This is a genomic window from Arthrobacter cupressi (assembly GCF_900099975.1).
Lineage (GTDB): Bacteria > Actinomycetota > Actinomycetes > Actinomycetales > Micrococcaceae > Arthrobacter > Arthrobacter cupressi.
Genome location: NZ_FNEI01000010.1, coordinates 17,871 through 33,648 on the forward strand (window position 1 = coordinate 17,871; position 15,778 = coordinate 33,648).

The window sequence follows — 15,778 nt, forward strand, 5'->3', positions numbered from 1 at the left end:
CCAATATATACCTGCGTGCCGCCTTGCCACGGGCGCCCCCGCCGCAGCATCAGGCGCGCCGTTGCGTGGTTAGATAATTGAGTGTCGAACCTCACCCGCGCTGAAGCAGCCGCCCGTTCCGCCCTGGTGACCGCCCACCGGTACGACGTTTCACTCGATGTCCGGCACGCGGCCGATGCCGCCGTCGAGGGCTACACCAGCCGCACCTCCATCGCCTTCTCGGCGGCGCCCGGCGCGGACACGTTCCTGGACTTCATCCACGGCGGAGTGCACAGCGTCCTGCTGAACGGCACCGAACTGGACCTGGCCGCCGTCGTCGACGGCAACCGGATACTGTTGAGGGATTTGGCCGCCGAGAACGAGGTGGTGGTCACCGGCACCGCGCTCTACAGTCGCTCCGGCGAAGGCCTGCACCGCTTCTTCGACCCCGCGGACGGCAAGTGCTACCTCTATACCCAGTACGAACCGGCGGACGCGAGGCGCGTGTTCGCGAATTTCGAGCAGCCCGACCTGAAGGCGGAGTTCACCTTCCACGTCACGGCGCCGTCCGACTGGCATGTGGTGTCCAACAGCGCGGAATCCAACCGCAGGGAGCTGCCCGGCGACGCCGGCACCAGCACCTGGGACTTCGCCGCCACCAAGCGGATGTCCACCTACATCACCTCGGTGCTGGCGGGGCCGTACTTCCGCGCGGAGGACCACTGGAGCACGGTGCTCGACGACGGCACGCGCCTTGAGGTGCCGCTAGCCCTTTACTGCCGCGCGTCGCTGGCGGAATCCTTCGACGCGGCGGAACTGTTCACGCTGACGAAGGCCGGCCTGGACTTCTTCAACAGGCTCTTCGACTACCCCTACCCCTGGGGCAAGTACGATCAGGCCTTCGTGCCCGAATACAACCTCGGGGCCATGGAAAACCCGGGCCTGGTGACCTTCACCGAAAAGTACGTCTTCACCTCCCGTGCCACCGACGCGCAGTACGAGGCCCGCGCGAACACCCTGATGCACGAGATGGCGCACATGTGGTTCGGCGACCTGGTGACCATGCGCTGGTGGGACGACCTGTGGCTCAAGGAATCCTTCGCCGACTTCATGGGGACCCTGGGGGTGGACCGCGCCACCCGGTGGGAGTCGGCGTGGGTGAACTTCGCCAACAAGCGAAAAGCCTGGGCCTACCTGCAGGACCAGCTGCCCACCACCCACCCGATCGTCGCGGACATCCCGGACCTGGAAGCGGCGAAGCAGAACTTCGACGGCATCACCTACGCCAAGGGCGCCTCGGTGCTCAAGCAGCTCGTGGCGTACGTCGGCTTCGACGCCTTCATCGCCGGTTCGCGGCAATACTTCCGCAGGCATGCCTTCGGCAACACCTCCCTGGCGGACCTGCTCGCGGCGCTCGGGACGGCTTCAGGGCGGGACCTTGGCGGCTGGAGCCGGCAATGGCTGCAAACCTCTGGCATCTCCACCCTCAGCGCGGAGATCGCCGAGGGGCCCGGCGGCACCATCGGCCCGGTGCTGCTGCGTCAGACCTCGGTGGATCCCGTGACGGGCCGGCAGGAGCACCGGCCGCACCGGCTCCGGCTTGGTCTTTACGATTTCGACGGCGGCTCCGGTGCGCTGCGCCGGACGGACAGCGTGGAGCTCGACGCCGACGGACCGCTCACCCCGGTGCCGGGCCTCGCCGGCAAGCCCCGCCCCGCCCTCCTGCTGGTCAATGACGACGACTTCAGCTACGTCAAGGTGCGCCTCGATGCCGGCTCCGAGGCCACCGTCCGAGAAGCCTTGGACCGCATCGAGGACCCCATGGCACGGGCACTGTGCTGGACCGTGCTGTGGGACTCCGCGCGGGACGCTGCGACGCCCGCGGCCCTGTACGTGGCCGCCGTCGAACGCTTCGCCCCGGCGGAAAGCGGCATTGGCGTGCTGCTGACCGTTCTGGGCAACGCCGCCACCGCGGTGGAACGCTACGTGCCTGCAACGGAACGCCACGCGGTGCGCAGCGGGCTGCTCGGCACGGCCGCGGCCAGGCTCCGGGATTCGGTGCCGGGGTCCGACCAGCAGCTCGCCTGGGCCCGCACACTCGCCGGGTTGTCCCGGCACGACGGAAGCCAGCTTGGCCTGCTCCGCGGCCTGCTGTCCGGCGCCGAACAGCTCGAGGGGCTGGCAGTGGATGCCGAGCTGCGTTGGAGCCTGTGGCAGGCCCTGGCCGCGCAGGGTGAGGCAAGCGCAGAGGAACTCGACGCCGAGCTGGCCAAGGACAACACGGCGTCGGGACGCGAGGGCCACGCCCTGGCCTCGGCCGCCCGCCCCGATGCCGAGGTGAAGGCCGCTGCCTGGAAGGCCGCCGTGGAGTCCACGGAACTGTCCAACGAGCTCCTGGGCGCCACGATCGCCGGATTCATGACCGCCCCCGCCGGCGCGCTGGACGGCTATATCGAACCGTACTTCGACTGCCTGGAGCGGGTGTGGCGGGAGCGCAGCATCGAGATCGCCGGACGGATCGTACGCGGGCTGTTCCCGGCCGGGCAGGACCTGACCGAGGGAACTGATCCGGAGGAACACCCGGTCCTGCTCCGCACCGACACGTGGCTGGCAGCGCACGCGGAGGCGCCGCGGGCCTTGCGGCGGATTGTCCTGGAGCAGCGCGACAACCTGCTGCGGGCGCTGCGGGCCCAGGCGGTGCCGTCCGCTGTCCCGGCCAAGTAGCCTGCCCGGGAAAAGCGAGTAGCGCGGGCTCAATTGCCGGGTTAATCGAGTACCAACCACGGTGTTCGGGCCCGGCGCCCCTCAGTAGGATCGCGTGCACCAGCCATCCAGCGAAGGAATGAGGAACAGCCATGCGCAGGAAATCCCTATTCACGGCAGCCGTGTGCACCCTGGCCTTTGTGGGCCTTACGGCAGCACCGGCGTCGGCCCAGGGCCAGGTTGAACGCGGCCCCGAGCATGCCAACTCCATCTGTTCGTTCTCCGGCCTGAACGATGTTCCGGACGATCCCGTGGAGGGCGGCCGCGTGCAGTCCTACGGCCAGATCGTGAAGGCGGGATTCAAGGCCGAGGTGCCCAGCCCGAGCCTGCTTTGCAACGGCCACCTCTTCCCGTACCCGGAGGCCTTCCCCGAGGAGGAGTAGCGTCCCGAAGGTAGCTAAGGAATCCTGAACAGCCAGTCATCGGTGCCGAATTTGCTCCGCACACGCTCCTGCGCGGCGGCGAGTTCGGCGTCGGTGATGCGCGACTCAAGCGCGCCATACCGTTCGGTGAAGACGTCCTGCATCGCCTTGATGATGGCGTCCCTGGGCAGGCCGCTTTGCCGGCGCAGCGGGTCCACCCGCTTCTTCGCGCTCCTCGTGCCCTTGTCGGAGAGCTTCTCCTTGCCGATCCGCAGCACCTCCACCATTTTGTCGGCGTCGATGTCGTAGCTCATGGTGACGTGGTGGAGCATGCCGCCGTTGGCCAGGCGCTTCTGCGCGGCCCCGCCGATCTTCCCCTGCTCCGTGGCGATGTCGTTCAAAGGCACATAGAAGGCCGTGATCCCCAGCTTCTCCAGTGCCGCCATCACCCATGCATCCAGGAAGGCGTAGGAGTCGGCAAAGCTGATGCCGTCCACCAGGGTCTGCGGGAGGTAGAGGGAGTAGGTGATGCAGTTGCCTGCCTCCATGAACATCGCTCCGCCGCCGCTGATGCGGCGCACCACCGTTATGCCGTGCTTCTCCACGCCAGCAGGGTCCACCTCGTTGCGCATCGACTGGAAGCTGCCGATCACCACGGACGGCTCTTCCCAGTCCCAGAAGCGCAGGGTGGGGTTGCGGCGGCCGGCACCGACTTCCTCGGTGAGGACTTCGTCGAGGGCGACGTTCAGGTGCGTGGGAAGGACCGACGGCGGGATCACCTCCCACTGATGGTCCAGCCAGCCAGTGGCCTTGGACAGAGCCCGGCGGACGGCGATGGCCACCGCTTCTGCCGAGAAACCGAAGAGGATGGCGTCGGCCGGCAGGGCCGCGGTCACGGCGGCGGCCAGGTCGCCCGGCGTCGACTCTGCCGGCAGTCCGGTCAGCGCGCGGTTGATGTCCTGGAGCGCTTCGTCGGGTTCCAGGAAGAAGTCGCCGCTGACGGAGACCTCCGCGAGCTTGCCGTCCGCCACGTGGCAGTCCACGACGACCAGCTTGCCGCCGGGAACCTTGAACTCGCCGTGGAGGCGGCCGGCGTCGGAATCGGGGGAAGCAAGGCGGGAAGTCATGTCCACCATCCTGCCTGAAAATGCCTGCGCCTATTAACAACAAAGCCCGCATCCCTTGGCGGGACGCGGGCTTTGCCAGGCGACTTGGATGAAGTCGATTACTTCTTGGCGCCGAAGCCCTTGAAGCGAGCGTTGAAGCGCTCGACGCGGCCTGCGGAGTCCATGATGCGCTGCTTGCCCGTGTAGAACGGGTGGGACTCGGAGGAGATTTCGACGTCGATGACCGGGTAGGTGTTGCCGTCTTCCCACTCGATGGTCTTGGAAGAAGACACGGTGGACTTGGTCAGGAACTTGACGCCGGAAGCCAGGTCGTTGAAAACAACAGCTTCGTACTTCGGGTGGATATCAGACTTCATAATTGGACCTTTGTTCGCGCAGCTGGATTTTGCCAGCTGCCAGGTATGAATGGAGGTGGTCCGTGCACCGGCGGACGGTGAACGTTCCGCGGCTTCCGGGCCAACAAACAATCCTAGCGGAAGCGGCGGGAACTAGCGAACCGGAGCGGCCGAATTCAGGCCAGCCGTAACTCCCCTATCTTGGTGCGTGGTCGTTGCCGCGCATGCGGAGGGCGACCAAGAGTCCGGATGCGGCAGTCACCGCGGCGACGGCAGCGATGGCGGCGGGGATCCCGTACACGTCCGCGAGGAGCCCGGAGAGGAGCGCCCCGACCGCGAAACCGCCGTCGCGCCAGAGCCGGTAGACGCCGACGGACCGGGCCCGCCAGGCCGGGTGTGAGACGTCGCCGATCGCGGCGAGCAACGCCGGGTACACCATCGCCGTCCCCAGCCCGAGGAGCACCGCTGCGGCCAGCCACGGCCCGAATCCGTGTGAGGCGGCAGTAATTCCCAATCCCACCGCTTGGGTAAACATGCCGGCCACGATGAGCCATTTCCGCCCCCACCGGTCCGAGGCCGCCCCGGTGAAGAGCTGCCCGACGCCCCACATGGCGGGATAGGCCGCCGCCAGGAGACCAATGTGGCCAAGACTCAGCCCGGCGCCCGCAAACAGGACTGGAAAGAGGCCCCAAGCGAGGCCGTCGTTGAGGTTGTTCACCATGCCGGCCTGGCTGACCGCGGAGAGGGACCGGTCACGGAAGCTGGTTAGGGTGAAGACCTGCAGGTCGGTAAGCCCGCCATGGGCGTGCACGTGGGCATCGACATGGGCGCGGGCCTCGACGAGGGAATGGCCACGGGTCTCGCGTAGAGTGACGACGGACAGCCCCAGGCCGAGCGCAATGAAGACCGCACCGAGCAGGAACGGGACTGGTCGGAGGCCGTATGCCGAGGCGAGGTAGCCGGTGGCCAGGGCGGTGGCCGCGACGCCCAGGTAGCCCGCCGCCTCGTTTAGGCCCATGGCGAGCCCCCTTAGGGACGGGCCGACGAGGTCCAACTTCATCATCACGGTCGTGGACCATGTCAGTCCCTGGCTGATGCCCAGCAGCACGTTCGCCCCGACGATCCACGCCCAGTCCTGTCCGTAGATGAGCATGAATGGAACGGGGACTGCTGCCAGCCATCCCGCCAGGAGGACCGGCTTGCGGCCGTACCGGTCTGAAAGGGTCCCGGCGAAGTAGTTCATCGCTGCCTTGGACAGCCCGAAGGCGAGTATGTAGGTCAGGGCACTGGTGTAGCGGTCGAGATGGAAGATGTCGCTGGCCAGGAGTGGCAGGATAGTCCTTTCCTGGCCGAGGGTGCCGCCAACTAAAGCGTTGACGGCGATGAGCAGGGTGAACTGGCCCAGGTTCTGACGCAGCCCCAGGACCGGCCTTTGTTTCGAGGAGTGCTTATGCGATCTGGGGTCCGTGATCTCCTCCAGTCCGGCGTGTTCGCGCCGATAGCAACCGCCGATGGCAGCCGGCGCAGCATTACGCCTTCGCGGGGGCCCTCATTGCTGTGAATACCAGTACGACTCCTGCGAAAAAGATGAGGACGGCGAGGTAAATCAGGCCAAGGTGCCCGATGGTCGCCAGGCCCCAGGGGTAGTGGGCAGGCAGGGCAACGCCGAGGCCGACGACCGGCACCACGACGGCCGTGGCGAAGGCCCACCGCTCACCGCGACGTACCCCGTACCAGGACAGGGCCGCGACGGCTAGTCCCGCGGCCGCGATGAAGCCGCTGACTGCGATGTGCAGGTGGCTGATGTAGTGGTACAGCTGCGGGCTGAAGGCCTCGATCTCGTCTTTGCCCTTGTCGACCTGGTCGGGGCCGATCCCGAGCTCGAGGAAGGTGTCCGTGAAATTGAGCACGAAGAAGATCGCGGCGTATCCAACGAATCCGAGTCCTGCGATTGCCATGAGGGCGGCACCTGCGCGTAGGCGGGACTGCTGTTTTTGTGGACTGTGGATGGTGGCCATTGCCACCGCCCCCTTTCTTATTCAAGTAGGTTCTTGAATAACACTCCCGATGACATACTTTTGTCAAGAGAGTTCTTGAATAGCCTAACGGAAGGAGTGGACATGGGAGACCATCGGGCCAAGGAAGCGCTCTTCGACGTCCTTGTTGAAGCCGCGCGGGCGCTGGGGAACGGTCGGAGGGCGGAGCTGGTGGACGTCCTTGCCCAGGGCGAGCGGTCCGTGGAGGAGCTGGCCGTGGAAATCAGCCAGAGCGTCGCCAACACCTCCCAGCATCTCCAGCGCTTGCTGCGTGCAGGCGTGATCAGTTCCAGGAGATCGGGTACCCGCATCTACTATTCCCTGGCGGGGCCCGCGGTCGAGCGGCTATGGCGGGCGCTGCGGGAAACGGCCGAGGCGCACGCGGGCGAGCTGGGGGCGCTTGCCCTCTCCTATCTGGGTGACCGAACCAGCCTCGGCACCATCAACCGAGACGAGCTGCAGCGGCGGCTGAAGCAGGGCGATGTTGTCGTTCTCGACGTCAGGCCGCGCCCCGAGTACGACGCAGCACATATCCCGGGCGCCCTTTCAGTCCCTGTTGACCACCTGAAGGCCCGGTTGAGCCAGATTCCCGAAGGTCGCGACATCGTTGCCTACTGCCGCGGTTCTTACTGCGTCTACGCGGACGACGCCGTGCGTGAGCTTAGCGACGACGGGCGCCGGGCGATGCGACTCGAAGAAGGTTTCCCGGAGTGGAAAGCTGCCGGGCTGCCCGTGGAGTCGGCCACGTGACCGGCTCACCGGTTCCACGGCTTTTCAGTCGCGCGGACGGAGTTCCCAGAACGCGACTGCGGACGCGGCGGCGACGTTGAGGGAATCCACTCCCGCGCGCATCGGGATCTTGACCGCGAGGTCGACGGCGGATGTACCTGCGCACCGGAGGATTCCCCTGCACAGACGGCCGGGTTTACTGTAAGTGCGTGCGCGGGCGCATCGAAGCCGACTATCTGGTGGTCGGCGCTGGGACAGCGGGGATGGTCTTCACCGACCGGATCCTCGCCCATTCGGATGCCACGGTGGCGATCGTCGATCGTCGGCACGCGCCCGGGGGACACTGGCAGGACGCATATCCGTTCGTCCGGCTGCACCAGCCCGCGAACCTCTACGGCGTCGAATCCGTGCCATTCGGAGCCGACAGGCGCGACGTCAACGGCACGAACGCAGGCATGTACGAGCTGGCCGGCCCGAGCGAGATCTGCGCGCATTTCGAAGAGGCGATGACGCGGGTCTTCCTGCCGACCGGTCGTGTAGTCTACCTGCCCGAGTGCGAGTTCGTTGACGAGGGTCGGATCGTCTCCCGCCTGGACGGCCGCACCGTGCCCGTCACCGTGCGCCGCCGCGTGGTGGATGCCAGGTATCTTGAGGGCCGCATCCCCGCCACCTCCGCCCCGCCGTTCGCCGTGGCCGAGGGAGTCCGCTGCATCCCCACCGGTGGGCTCGCCCGACTCGCCCACCCGGCCGGACGCTTCACCGTGATCGGCGCGGGAAAGACCGCGCTCGACACGTGTGTGTGGCTTCTCGAGCGGGGTGTGGATCCCGCCGACCTCACGTGGATCAAACCGCGCGAGGGCTGGTGGCCGAATAGACGCTACCTGCAGCCGCACGACCAAGTCGTCGAGCAGTACGTCGCGAACGCCGCACAGATCGAGGCCATGGCCCAAGCGACGACGATTGACGATCTCTTCGCACGGCTCGACGAACAGGGAATCCTGCTGCGGGTCGATCCCTCGGTGCCACCCACGATGTTCCACGGCGCGATCGTCGGAGAAGCCGAGATCGCTCTCCTCCGGCAAATCGAGGATGTCGTCCGCCTCGGCCACGTGCGTGCTGTCGAGCGCGACCGCATCATCCTCGACGAGGGTGTCATCCCGACGACACGCGACACGCTGCACCTCCACTGCGCCGCGTCGGGGCTCGTCCGGCCGCCACTTCGTCCGATCTTCGAACCGGGCCGCATCACGCTTCAGCCGATGTTCTGGGGCACCGTCTCGTTCCAGTACGCGATGCTTGGCGTCGTCGAAGCCGAACTCCACGACGACGACCAGAAGAACAAGCTGTGCCGCCCGCTGCACCTCTGGGATCGGAATGTCGACTTCCTCATCGCCTACGCCGCGCTGATGGCGAACGCCCGGGCACGCGGCCAGCATCCGGCGGTGTCCGCCTGGTCGCGCACAAGCCGGCTGTATCCCTTCGCCGAGCTGGAGCGATACGCCGACGACCCACGCATCCCCGAGGCTCGGGAGCGCAGCCGAGCCCATGCCGCCGGTGCGCTCTCCAACCTCCCCCGCCTCATCGCCTCGGCGTGACCCGGCCACCGTCAGCCGGCGATGTTGAGGGACCGCGGTATGACAAGGGTGCCCCTGGGTGGGATGTGCCTTTGCAGAGGGCTGTAGTCAGGCCTTTTGGGCCGGCATGGTCTTCCCGGCTCCGGGACGGCAGACGAAGAGCAGGTGATGCTCGCCGCGGTCAGATGGTTGCAGTCACGCTCAGCTGCTACCTGGTCGCGTAGAACGCCACAGCCGAAGACGCCGCGACATTCAGCGAATCAACGCCGTTCATCATCGGAATTGTCACCCGCGCGTCGAGCGCCTGATCGGTCTCAGGTCGCAATCCCTCGCCCTCGGTGCCGAAGACCAGCGCGAGGTTCTGATGGTCCTGGGCGACCAGCTCATCAAGCGTGATGGCACCTTCGCCGAGCGACATGCCGGCCACGAAGTAGCCTGCTTCCTTGAGGACCTCGAGGTCTCCAGGCCATGATTCGATCCTGGTCCACGGCACCTGGAACACAGTGCCCATCGACACCCGGATGGAGCGCCGGTAGAGCGGGTCGGCACACTGGGGCGAGACCAGGACAGTGTCGACACCGATGGCTGCGGCGCTGCGGAAAATCGCACCTACATTTGTGTGATCGGTAAGGTTCTCAAGGACCGCGATTCTCGATCGTCCCCGTAGTTCAGCGGTTTCCTGCCCTCGTCTTTTGGAACCACTCACATTCGTGTGGTCCGCGTCCAGCACGGCCACGCGCCTGGAATCGGCCAGCAGCGTTTCCAGCGGAACCGGCGCGGGCCGGTGCATGGCTGCCATGGCCCCGCGGTGCAGGTGGAAGCCGGTGATTTCTTCCAGCAGATTTGCCTGCCCAATGTAGACCGGGACGTCCGGGAACTGCCGGAAGATGTCGTCGAGGTCTTCAAGCCACTTCTCCGCGAGGAAGAATGAACGCGGTTGGTGGCCCGCGGCCAGGGCCCGGCGCAGCACGCGGGAGGATTCGGCGATGTACATGCCTTCCTCCGGTTCGCGGAGTTTGCGCAGGTGCACGTCGGTGAGCTGGGTGTAGTCGGACACCCGCGGGTCGTCCGCGGATTCAAGGTAATGGAAGGTCACCGGCCAGGGTCTTTCAGCAGGAGGCTATTTCAGCAGGTTGGCGACCATGAAGCCGAGCGCCACCAGGCCGAGGATGAAGATGACTCCGCGCAGCACCGTCGGTGGCAGCCGGCGGCCCACTTTGGAACCCACCAGGCCGCCGATGGTCGAGCTGACGGCAATCAGGGCCACGACAATCCAGTTGATCCGGTCAAAGGCGAACAGCATGTAAGACACGGCGGCCACCATGTTCACGCCCAACACCAGGAAGTTCTTCATGGCGTTGGCGTTCTGGATGGTGCCGGTCATGAACACGCCGAGGATGCCCACCAGCAGGATGCCCTGGGCCGCCACGAAGTACCCGCCGTAGACGCCTGCCAAGTACACGAGCACCACCAGCAGCACGCCATGGTTCTTGTCCTTGATGGCGTGCTCGGGGTTTTCCTCGCGGCGCCGCACCCAGGCCTGCAGCCGGGGTTGGAAAATCACCATGAGCAGCGCCAGCACCAGCAGCACAGGTGCGACGTAATGGAAGACCTTCTCCGGCAGGTGCAGCAGCAGCCAAGCGCCGGTGATACCGCCGAGCAGGGAGGCCGGGAGCAGTTGAAGCAGCTGCCGTCCGCGGCCGGCGAGTTCGCGCCGGTAGCCCCATGCGCCGGCCGCGGCACCGGCCACGAGGCCCATGGCGTTGCTCATCGAGGCCACCACGGGGGTGATGCCGAGGGCGATGAGCACCGGGAAGGTCACGAGCGTGCCGGAACCGACCACTGCGTTGATGGTGCCGGCCCACAGACCGGCGATAAAGGTAATGAGGCCGCTGAGAAGTTCCACTATTTCGGTATCCGCTTATTTCTATGTCCGCTGTGCAGGAGGCTGCCGGGTCAGCGGCGCGCGGTGGCCGTATAGCGCCCCGCGTTCTCGGTGACATCCAGGTCCACGCCGAAGGTGGTGCTGAGGTGTTCCGCGGTGAGGACTTCCTCGATAGGCCCTGCGGCGACCACACCGCCGTCGCGCAGCAGCATGGCGTGGGTAAAGCCCGGCGGGACCTCCTCAAGGTGGTGGGTGACCAGGACCATCACGGGGGCATCCTCGTCGCCGGCAAGTTCGGCGAGCCGATGCACCAGTTCCTCGCGTCCACCGAGGTCCAGGCCGGCGCCCGGCTCGTCCAGGAGCAGGAGCTCGGGATCGGTCATGAGGGCGCGGGCGATTTGCACGCGCTTGCGCTCCCCCTCGGACAGGGAGGCGAAGGTGCGGTTCAGGAGCGGGCCCATGCCCCAGTCGTTGAGCAGGGCGAAGGCGCGGCGTTCGTCGTCGCGCTCGTAGCCTTCCTGCCAGCGGCCGGTCACACCGTACGCGGCGGTGACCACGACGTTCAGGACATTCTCGTGTTCGGGAATGTGGCTGGCCAGGGCAGCGGAGGAGAAGCCGATGCGCGGGCGCAGCTCGAAGACATCCACCCGGCCGAGGGTTTCGTCGAGGATCCCGGCCGTTCCGCTGCTGGGGTGCAGGCGGGCGGCGGCGATCTGGAGGAGAGTGGTCTTGCCTGCGCCGTTGGGGCCGAGGACAACCCAGCGTTCGCCGTCGTTGACCTGCCAGTCCACCTTGTCCAGCAGTGTCTTGGAACCCCGGACGACGCTGACAGAAGTCAGTTCAAGAACATCACTCATAGGAATAGACACTAGGACAAAATCCGGGCCGATTGATAACCGGCCGGCAGTCATACGACGGGACGTCATACGGAATTCGGGGTGCCCTGCCGCGCTGGCTAAGATTGCAGCCATGAGTTCGAACGTGACCGCCGTCAGCTATGGCGTGAATCTGTCCCCCGTGGAGCTGGAAAACCTGCGGAAGGTGCTGTCCTCCGCCGGCGCTTCCCTGACCTCCGAGGCCCGCTCCGGGGACGACCGCTTCAGCGTGTACACGGTGGGCCTCGCGGTGGAGAACGGCCTCTCCGATGACCTGACGCCACTGCGCCGCCTGCTGGCCGACGCCGCGGGCGCCGGCATGGACACGGCCCTTGTTCCGGAAAGCCTGCGCCAGGCGCCCCGCAAACTGCTGATCATGGACGTCGATTCCACGCTCATCCAGCAGGAAGTCATCGAGCTCCTGGCCGCGTACGCGGGCAAGCGCGAGGAAGTCGCGGCCGTCACCGAGGCGGCCATGCGCGGTGAACTGGACTTCGCCCAGAGCCTGCATGCCCGGGTGGCCGTGCTCGCCGGGCTGCCGGCCGACGTCGTCGATTCCGTCCGCGCGGAGGTGCGCCTCAGCGAGGGGGCGGCGGAGCTCGTGGCGGCGTTCAAGGCCGCGGGCCATGCGGTGGCCGTGGTTTCCGGCGGCTTCAACCAGATCCTGCGCCCGATCGCCGAGGAGCTGGGTCTGGACTACTGGATTGCGAACGAGCTGGAAATCGTGGACGGCGCGCTGACCGGCCGGGTGCTCGGCGAGGTGATCGACCGCGCGGCCAAGGAGAAGTACCTGCGCCAGTGGTCGGCCGCCGAGGGCATCGGCCTGGAACACACCATCGCCGTGGGGGACGGCGCCAACGACCTGGACATGCTCGGCGCCGCGGGGATTGGCGTCGCGTTCAACGCCAAGCCGGCGGTCCGCGCCGTGGCCGACGCCGCCATCAACATGCCCTACCTGGACGCGGTCCGGCACATCGCCGGCGTCTGAGCCTGGTTTCCCGAGCACGGCAGAAGGCCGCGGCCACTCCCCTGCGGGAGGGACCGCGGCCTTCTCTTTGTGAAGGGCCCTCAGCCAAGGGTGGCGAGCATGTCCTGCATTTCCTTGATCTCGGCCTGCTGGGCGGTAATGATCTGCTTGGCCAGCGCCACCGCGGCGCTGTCCTTGCCGTTCGCCACTTCGTCCTCGGCCATGCTGACCGCGCCTTCGTGATGGGCGATCATCTGAGTGAGGAACATCCTTGCCGCTTCCCTGCCCTGTGCAGCGTCCAGCTTGGCCAGTTCCTCTTCGCTGAGCATGCCCTCCATGGAGTGGCCGGTGTGTCCGCTGGGCATTTCCACAGGCTCGTTCCAGGACGTGAGCCATGCTGTCATGCTGGTGATCTCCGGACCTTGGGCATCCTTGATCCGCTGTGCCAGCGCGGTGACGGACTGCGGGATGCCCTTCTTGGCGAGCATGCTTTCGCTCATGGTGAGGGCCTGCTGGTGATGAACGATCATGGCCTGCGCGAAGCCGGTGTCCGCTGCGTTGTGCCCGGCGGCAGGCGACTGTCCCTGCTGGTGCGTACCGGCGTCGTGCCCGCTGCCCGTCGGGGTGCTGCCTCCCGTGCCGCCCGCGCAGGCGGTGAGGGTGAGTCCGGCGGCAAAAAGCACGGCCGCGGCTGCGGTGCGGGGTTTGGTGAATGCATTCCGGAAAGTGGTGATTGCGGGATTTGTCATTACGGTGATCCTTGTCTGCTGAGGTACAGGTCGGTGCTGTTGGCGGCTACCCGCGGGCGGCCGCGACGGAGCCGCTCAGCACCGGCTGATGCACAACTCATGCAGGGAAGGGCTGCGGGCATGCCCGGCCACGTTTCCGACTGCCCGCACGTGCATGACCGGCGGGGCTGCCGGAAGCACCAACGATGACCCGGCCGGAGCGTCCAGCGTCATAGTGCCGGGCAACGGCACGCAGGACGGATGTGTCTCCGGGGCCCCCGAACACGGGGTCCCGCAGCCGCAACCGGCGGCGTCCGGGGACTCCACAACGTCGCCCCGATGCACGTCCAGGGAGTCGGCACTCACGGCGTGGGCTGCGTGCCCGGCGGCATGGCCGCTGAACGCATGCATGCCCAGGAACCCGGTGAGCACCGAGGCCACGGCAAGCAGGAGCGCCAGCCTGGCTGCCAGTGCCCGCATGCATGCCTCCTCCTGTGGTTCCAAACACCCTTTACGATACCCCCAGGGGGTATGAAGCGCAATGAAAGGAGCCCCGGGCGGCACTGGCCATCCGGGGCTCCTTTCGCGGGATGAGGGGAACGCTAGGCGCCCTTGCCGAAGTAGTCGGCGCCGCCAACGTACTCCGTGTGGCCGCTTTCGACGTCGGCGGTCACCATCTTCGCGACCTCGGCCGCGAATTCCTCGACGGAGTACAGCTTGCCGGCTTCGGCGCGGCGGGCCTCGATGGCGCCCGGGTTGGAGCGGTCGAGGAGGGTCGCGGTGACGGTGCCTTCGATCATGTCGCCGGACACAACCACGAGGGTGATGCCCTTCTCCGCAAGGTTCGGCAGCAGTTCCCGCAGCGCCAGCTCACCGGCGCGCTTGCTGCGTGCCACCGGCTCGTACTCGGGCATGGTGGGGACGGTGTCGATGAAGTGCGCCTGGTGGCTGGTCACGAACACCACGCGGGAGCCCTCCGCCATCAGCGGAATGGCCGCGTTCAGCATGTTCAGCTGGGCGTCGCGGTTGAGCTTGAGCGCGTAATCCTCGCCCATGCCCGACTCCATGCCACCAGAGGCGTTCAGCACCAGGACGTCGAGGGAGCCGAACTCTTCCATCGCCGCGCTGGCCAGTGCGTGCACGCCCTCCACCGAGGTCAGGTCGGCGCCCACGGCCACGGCGCGGCCGCCGGCCTCCTGGATCCCGGCGACGACCTTGTTGGCCCGCGGGGCCTTCTGGCGGTAGTTGACCACGACGGCGGCACCCTCGCCGGCGAGGATCTTGGCAACTTCAGCGCCGATGCCCCGCGAGGATCCTGTGACGATTGCGGTCTTGTTGTCGAGCGTTCCCATTCGGGCTCCTTTTGTTCATGACGTCCAAAACAGTGTGGGTCCGGTATCCATCATGCCAGCGCAGGGCCGTTTTCCCTTTGTGGGTATTCCACAGAAAGAGGCGGCGCTCAGGCGGCAGGACCGGCAGCGCAAAGGTGGGCTCCTAGTGGCCCATGCCCAGGCCGCCGTCCACCGGGATGACGGCGCCGGAGATGTACGCGGCTTCGTCGCTGGCGATCCAGCGCACCACGTTGGCGACCTCGGTGGCCTCGGCGAAGCGGCCGGCCGGGATGCTCGCCAGGTAGCCCTTCTGGGTGTCCTCGGGAAGCTCGGCCGTCATGTCCGTGTTGATGAAGCCCGGCGCCACGACGTTCGCGGTGATGCCGCGGCTGCCGAGTTCGCGGGTCAGGGAGCGGGCGATGCCCACCAGGCCGGCCTTGGAGGCCGAGTAGTTGATCTGGCCGGGGGCGCCGTACAGGCCGGACACGGAGGAGATGAGCACCACGCGGCCCTTGCGCAGGCGGATCATGCCCTTGGAGGCGCGCTTGATCACGCGGAACGCGCCGGTGAGGTTGGTGTCCAGCACGGAGGTGAAGTCGTCTTCGCTCATCCGGAGCAGCAGGGTGTCCTTGGTGATGCCGGCATTGGCGACGAGCACCTCCACCGGGCCGTGAGCGGCTTCGACTTCCTTGAACGCGGCGTCGAGGGAAGCTTCGTCCGTCACGTCGGCACGGACGCCGAGGATGCCTTCGGGAAGCGGGGACTCGCTGCGGTATGTCACGGCGACCTTGTCACCGTTGGCAAGGAAAGCCTCGGCGATGGCCAGGCCGATTCCGCGGTTGCCACCGGTGATGAGTACGCTCCGGCCGTTTGCTGTTTCAGACATGCTCTGTGCTCCGTGATCCCGCGGCAGGAAGATGCCGCACTGTGAAGAAGGATGTTTTCCCCGATCGATCTTAGCCGCGGGCCCGCGCCCCCGCGGAAAGGCATACCGGGCGGCGGCGGACGTGACGGCGCTGGGGCGGCTTGGCGCGGTTTGGGCGCCCCGTGCCATGGTGAGAGAATTGAAGGGAGCATTTGGAGCGTG

General features: G+C 66.8%; 16 protein-coding genes and 1 pseudogene. 5 read left to right on the forward strand and 12 right to left on the reverse strand.

Annotated features, from left to right (window positions below; genetic code table 11):
- The first annotated feature begins 81 nt into the window (after positions 1 to 81).
- On the forward strand, positions 82 to 2,703 hold the full coding sequence (gene pepN, locus BLP88_RS12255; protein WP_074589567.1) for an aminopeptidase N: 2,622 nt from the start codon (positions 82 to 84) through the stop codon (positions 2,701 to 2,703).
- A 131-nt stretch (positions 2,704 to 2,834) separates the two neighbouring features.
- Positions 2,835 to 3,125 carry a hypothetical protein gene (locus BLP88_RS12260; RefSeq protein WP_074589569.1) on the forward strand — a complete coding sequence of 97 codons (291 nt, stop codon included), beginning with the start codon at positions 2,835 to 2,837 and terminating at the stop codon, positions 3,123 to 3,125.
- 14 nt (positions 3,126 to 3,139) lie between these two features.
- Here BLP88_RS12260 and lplAB read toward each other — a convergent pair whose 3' ends face one another.
- From lplAB to BLP88_RS12280, 4 genes are all read right to left on the reverse strand, one after another.
- Positions 3,140 to 4,231, reverse strand: a complete 1,092-nt coding sequence (lplAB, locus tag BLP88_RS12265) for a lipoate-protein ligase LplAB (protein ID WP_074589773.1) — start codon at positions 4,229 to 4,231, stop codon at positions 3,140 to 3,142.
- 98 nt (positions 4,232 to 4,329) lie between these two features.
- Positions 4,330 to 4,587, reverse strand: a complete 258-nt coding sequence (locus tag BLP88_RS12270) for a type B 50S ribosomal protein L31 (protein WP_074589571.1) — start codon at positions 4,585 to 4,587, stop codon at positions 4,330 to 4,332.
- A 175-nt stretch (positions 4,588 to 4,762) separates the two neighbouring features.
- Positions 4,763 to 6,037, reverse strand: coding sequence for an MFS transporter (locus BLP88_RS12275; protein WP_074589573.1), 1,275 nt, complete (start codon positions 6,035 to 6,037; stop codon positions 4,763 to 4,765).
- A gap of 58 nt (positions 6,038 to 6,095) precedes the next feature.
- Positions 6,096 to 6,524, reverse strand: coding sequence for a hypothetical protein (locus BLP88_RS12280; RefSeq protein ID WP_245679856.1), 429 nt, complete (start codon positions 6,522 to 6,524; stop codon positions 6,096 to 6,098).
- 162 nt (positions 6,525 to 6,686) lie between these two features.
- Between BLP88_RS12280 and BLP88_RS12285 the strand changes: the two genes are divergently transcribed.
- Positions 6,687 to 7,352, forward strand: a complete 666-nt coding sequence (locus BLP88_RS12285) for an ArsR/SmtB family transcription factor (RefSeq protein ID WP_074589576.1) — start codon at positions 6,687 to 6,689, stop codon at positions 7,350 to 7,352.
- A gap of 24 nt (positions 7,353 to 7,376) precedes the next feature.
- Here BLP88_RS12285 and BLP88_RS19170 read toward each other — a convergent pair.
- Positions 7,377 to 7,484 (reverse strand): annotated as a pseudogene (locus BLP88_RS19170) (TrmH family RNA methyltransferase); the annotation flags it as partial.
- Positions 7,485 to 7,540: 56 nt separating this feature from the next.
- Here BLP88_RS19170 and BLP88_RS12295 point away from each other — a divergent pair.
- Positions 7,541 to 8,926, forward strand: coding sequence for an NAD(P)-binding protein (locus BLP88_RS12295; protein ID WP_175453547.1), 1,386 nt, complete (start codon positions 7,541 to 7,543; stop codon positions 8,924 to 8,926).
- A gap of 187 nt (positions 8,927 to 9,113) precedes the next feature.
- Here the strand turns inward: BLP88_RS12295 and BLP88_RS12300 are convergent, their stop codons facing one another.
- The 3 genes from BLP88_RS12300 to BLP88_RS12310 are packed head-to-tail and all read right to left on the reverse strand — an operon-like array spanning position 9,114 to position 11,647.
- On the reverse strand, positions 9,114 to 10,001 hold the full coding sequence (locus BLP88_RS12300; protein WP_074589580.1) for a TrmH family RNA methyltransferase: 888 nt from the start codon (positions 9,999 to 10,001) through the stop codon (positions 9,114 to 9,116).
- A gap of 24 nt (positions 10,002 to 10,025) precedes the next feature.
- Complete coding sequence (locus tag BLP88_RS12305; RefSeq protein ID WP_074589582.1) at positions 10,026 to 10,811, reverse strand: sulfite exporter TauE/SafE family protein; 786 nt, start codon at positions 10,809 to 10,811, stop codon at positions 10,026 to 10,028.
- Positions 10,812 to 10,861: 50 nt separating this feature from the next.
- Positions 10,862 to 11,647, reverse strand: coding sequence for an ABC transporter ATP-binding protein (locus tag BLP88_RS12310; RefSeq protein WP_074589583.1), 786 nt, complete (start codon positions 11,645 to 11,647; stop codon positions 10,862 to 10,864).
- A 112-nt stretch (positions 11,648 to 11,759) separates the two neighbouring features.
- Between BLP88_RS12310 and serB the strand changes: the two genes are divergently transcribed.
- Positions 11,760 to 12,653: a phosphoserine phosphatase SerB gene (gene serB, locus BLP88_RS12315; RefSeq protein ID WP_074589585.1), complete on the forward strand. Its 894-nt coding sequence runs from the start codon at positions 11,760 to 11,762 to the stop codon at positions 12,651 to 12,653.
- A gap of 80 nt (positions 12,654 to 12,733) precedes the next feature.
- Here serB and BLP88_RS12320 read toward each other — a convergent pair whose 3' ends face one another.
- The 4 genes from BLP88_RS12320 to BLP88_RS12335 form a co-directional block, all read right to left on the reverse strand.
- Positions 12,734 to 13,381, reverse strand: coding sequence for a DUF305 domain-containing protein (locus BLP88_RS12320; protein WP_074589586.1), 648 nt, complete (start codon positions 13,379 to 13,381; stop codon positions 12,734 to 12,736).
- A 75-nt stretch (positions 13,382 to 13,456) separates the two neighbouring features.
- Complete coding sequence (locus tag BLP88_RS12325) at positions 13,457 to 13,840, reverse strand: DUF6153 family protein (RefSeq protein ID WP_074589588.1); 384 nt, start codon at positions 13,838 to 13,840, stop codon at positions 13,457 to 13,459.
- 122 nt (positions 13,841 to 13,962) lie between these two features.
- Positions 13,963 to 14,712: an SDR family oxidoreductase gene (locus BLP88_RS12330; RefSeq protein ID WP_074589589.1), complete on the reverse strand. Its 750-nt coding sequence runs from the start codon at positions 14,710 to 14,712 to the stop codon at positions 13,963 to 13,965.
- A 142-nt stretch (positions 14,713 to 14,854) separates the two neighbouring features.
- Entirely contained in the window at positions 14,855 to 15,577 is a 723-nt protein-coding gene (locus BLP88_RS12335) for a beta-ketoacyl-ACP reductase (protein ID WP_074589591.1), read from the reverse strand.
- Positions 15,578 to 15,778 lie beyond the last annotated feature (201 nt).

Excerpts from the sequence above, each read along its gene's own strand:
- BLP88_RS12260 (WP_074589569.1), top strand. The coding sequence starts at position 2,835 with ATGCGCAGGAAATCCCTATTCACGGCAGCCGTGTGCACCCTGGCCTTT.
- lplAB (WP_074589773.1), bottom strand. The coding sequence starts at position 4,231 with ATGACTTCCCGCCTTGCTTCCCCCGATTCCGACGCCGGCCGCCTCCAC.
- BLP88_RS12270 (WP_074589571.1), bottom strand. The coding sequence starts at position 4,587 with ATGAAGTCTGATATCCACCCGAAGTACGAAGCTGTTGTTTTCAACGAC.
- BLP88_RS12280 (WP_245679856.1), bottom strand. The coding sequence starts at position 6,524 with ATGGCAATCGCAGGACTCGGATTCGTTGGATACGCCGCGATCTTCTTC.
- BLP88_RS12285 (WP_074589576.1), top strand. The coding sequence starts at position 6,687 with ATGGGAGACCATCGGGCCAAGGAAGCGCTCTTCGACGTCCTTGTTGAA.
- BLP88_RS12310 (WP_074589583.1), bottom strand. The coding sequence starts at position 11,647 with ATGAGTGATGTTCTTGAACTGACTTCTGTCAGCGTCGTCCGGGGTTCC.
- serB (WP_074589585.1), top strand. The coding sequence starts at position 11,760 with ATGAGTTCGAACGTGACCGCCGTCAGCTATGGCGTGAATCTGTCCCCC.
- BLP88_RS12320 (WP_074589586.1), bottom strand. The coding sequence starts at position 13,381 with ATGACAAATCCCGCAATCACCACTTTCCGGAATGCATTCACCAAACCC.
- BLP88_RS12325 (WP_074589588.1), bottom strand. The coding sequence starts at position 13,840 with ATGCGGGCACTGGCAGCCAGGCTGGCGCTCCTGCTTGCCGTGGCCTCG.
- BLP88_RS12330 (WP_074589589.1), bottom strand. The coding sequence starts at position 14,712 with ATGGGAACGCTCGACAACAAGACCGCAATCGTCACAGGATCCTCGCGG.
- BLP88_RS12335 (WP_074589591.1), bottom strand. The coding sequence starts at position 15,577 with ATGTCTGAAACAGCAAACGGCCGGAGCGTACTCATCACCGGTGGCAAC.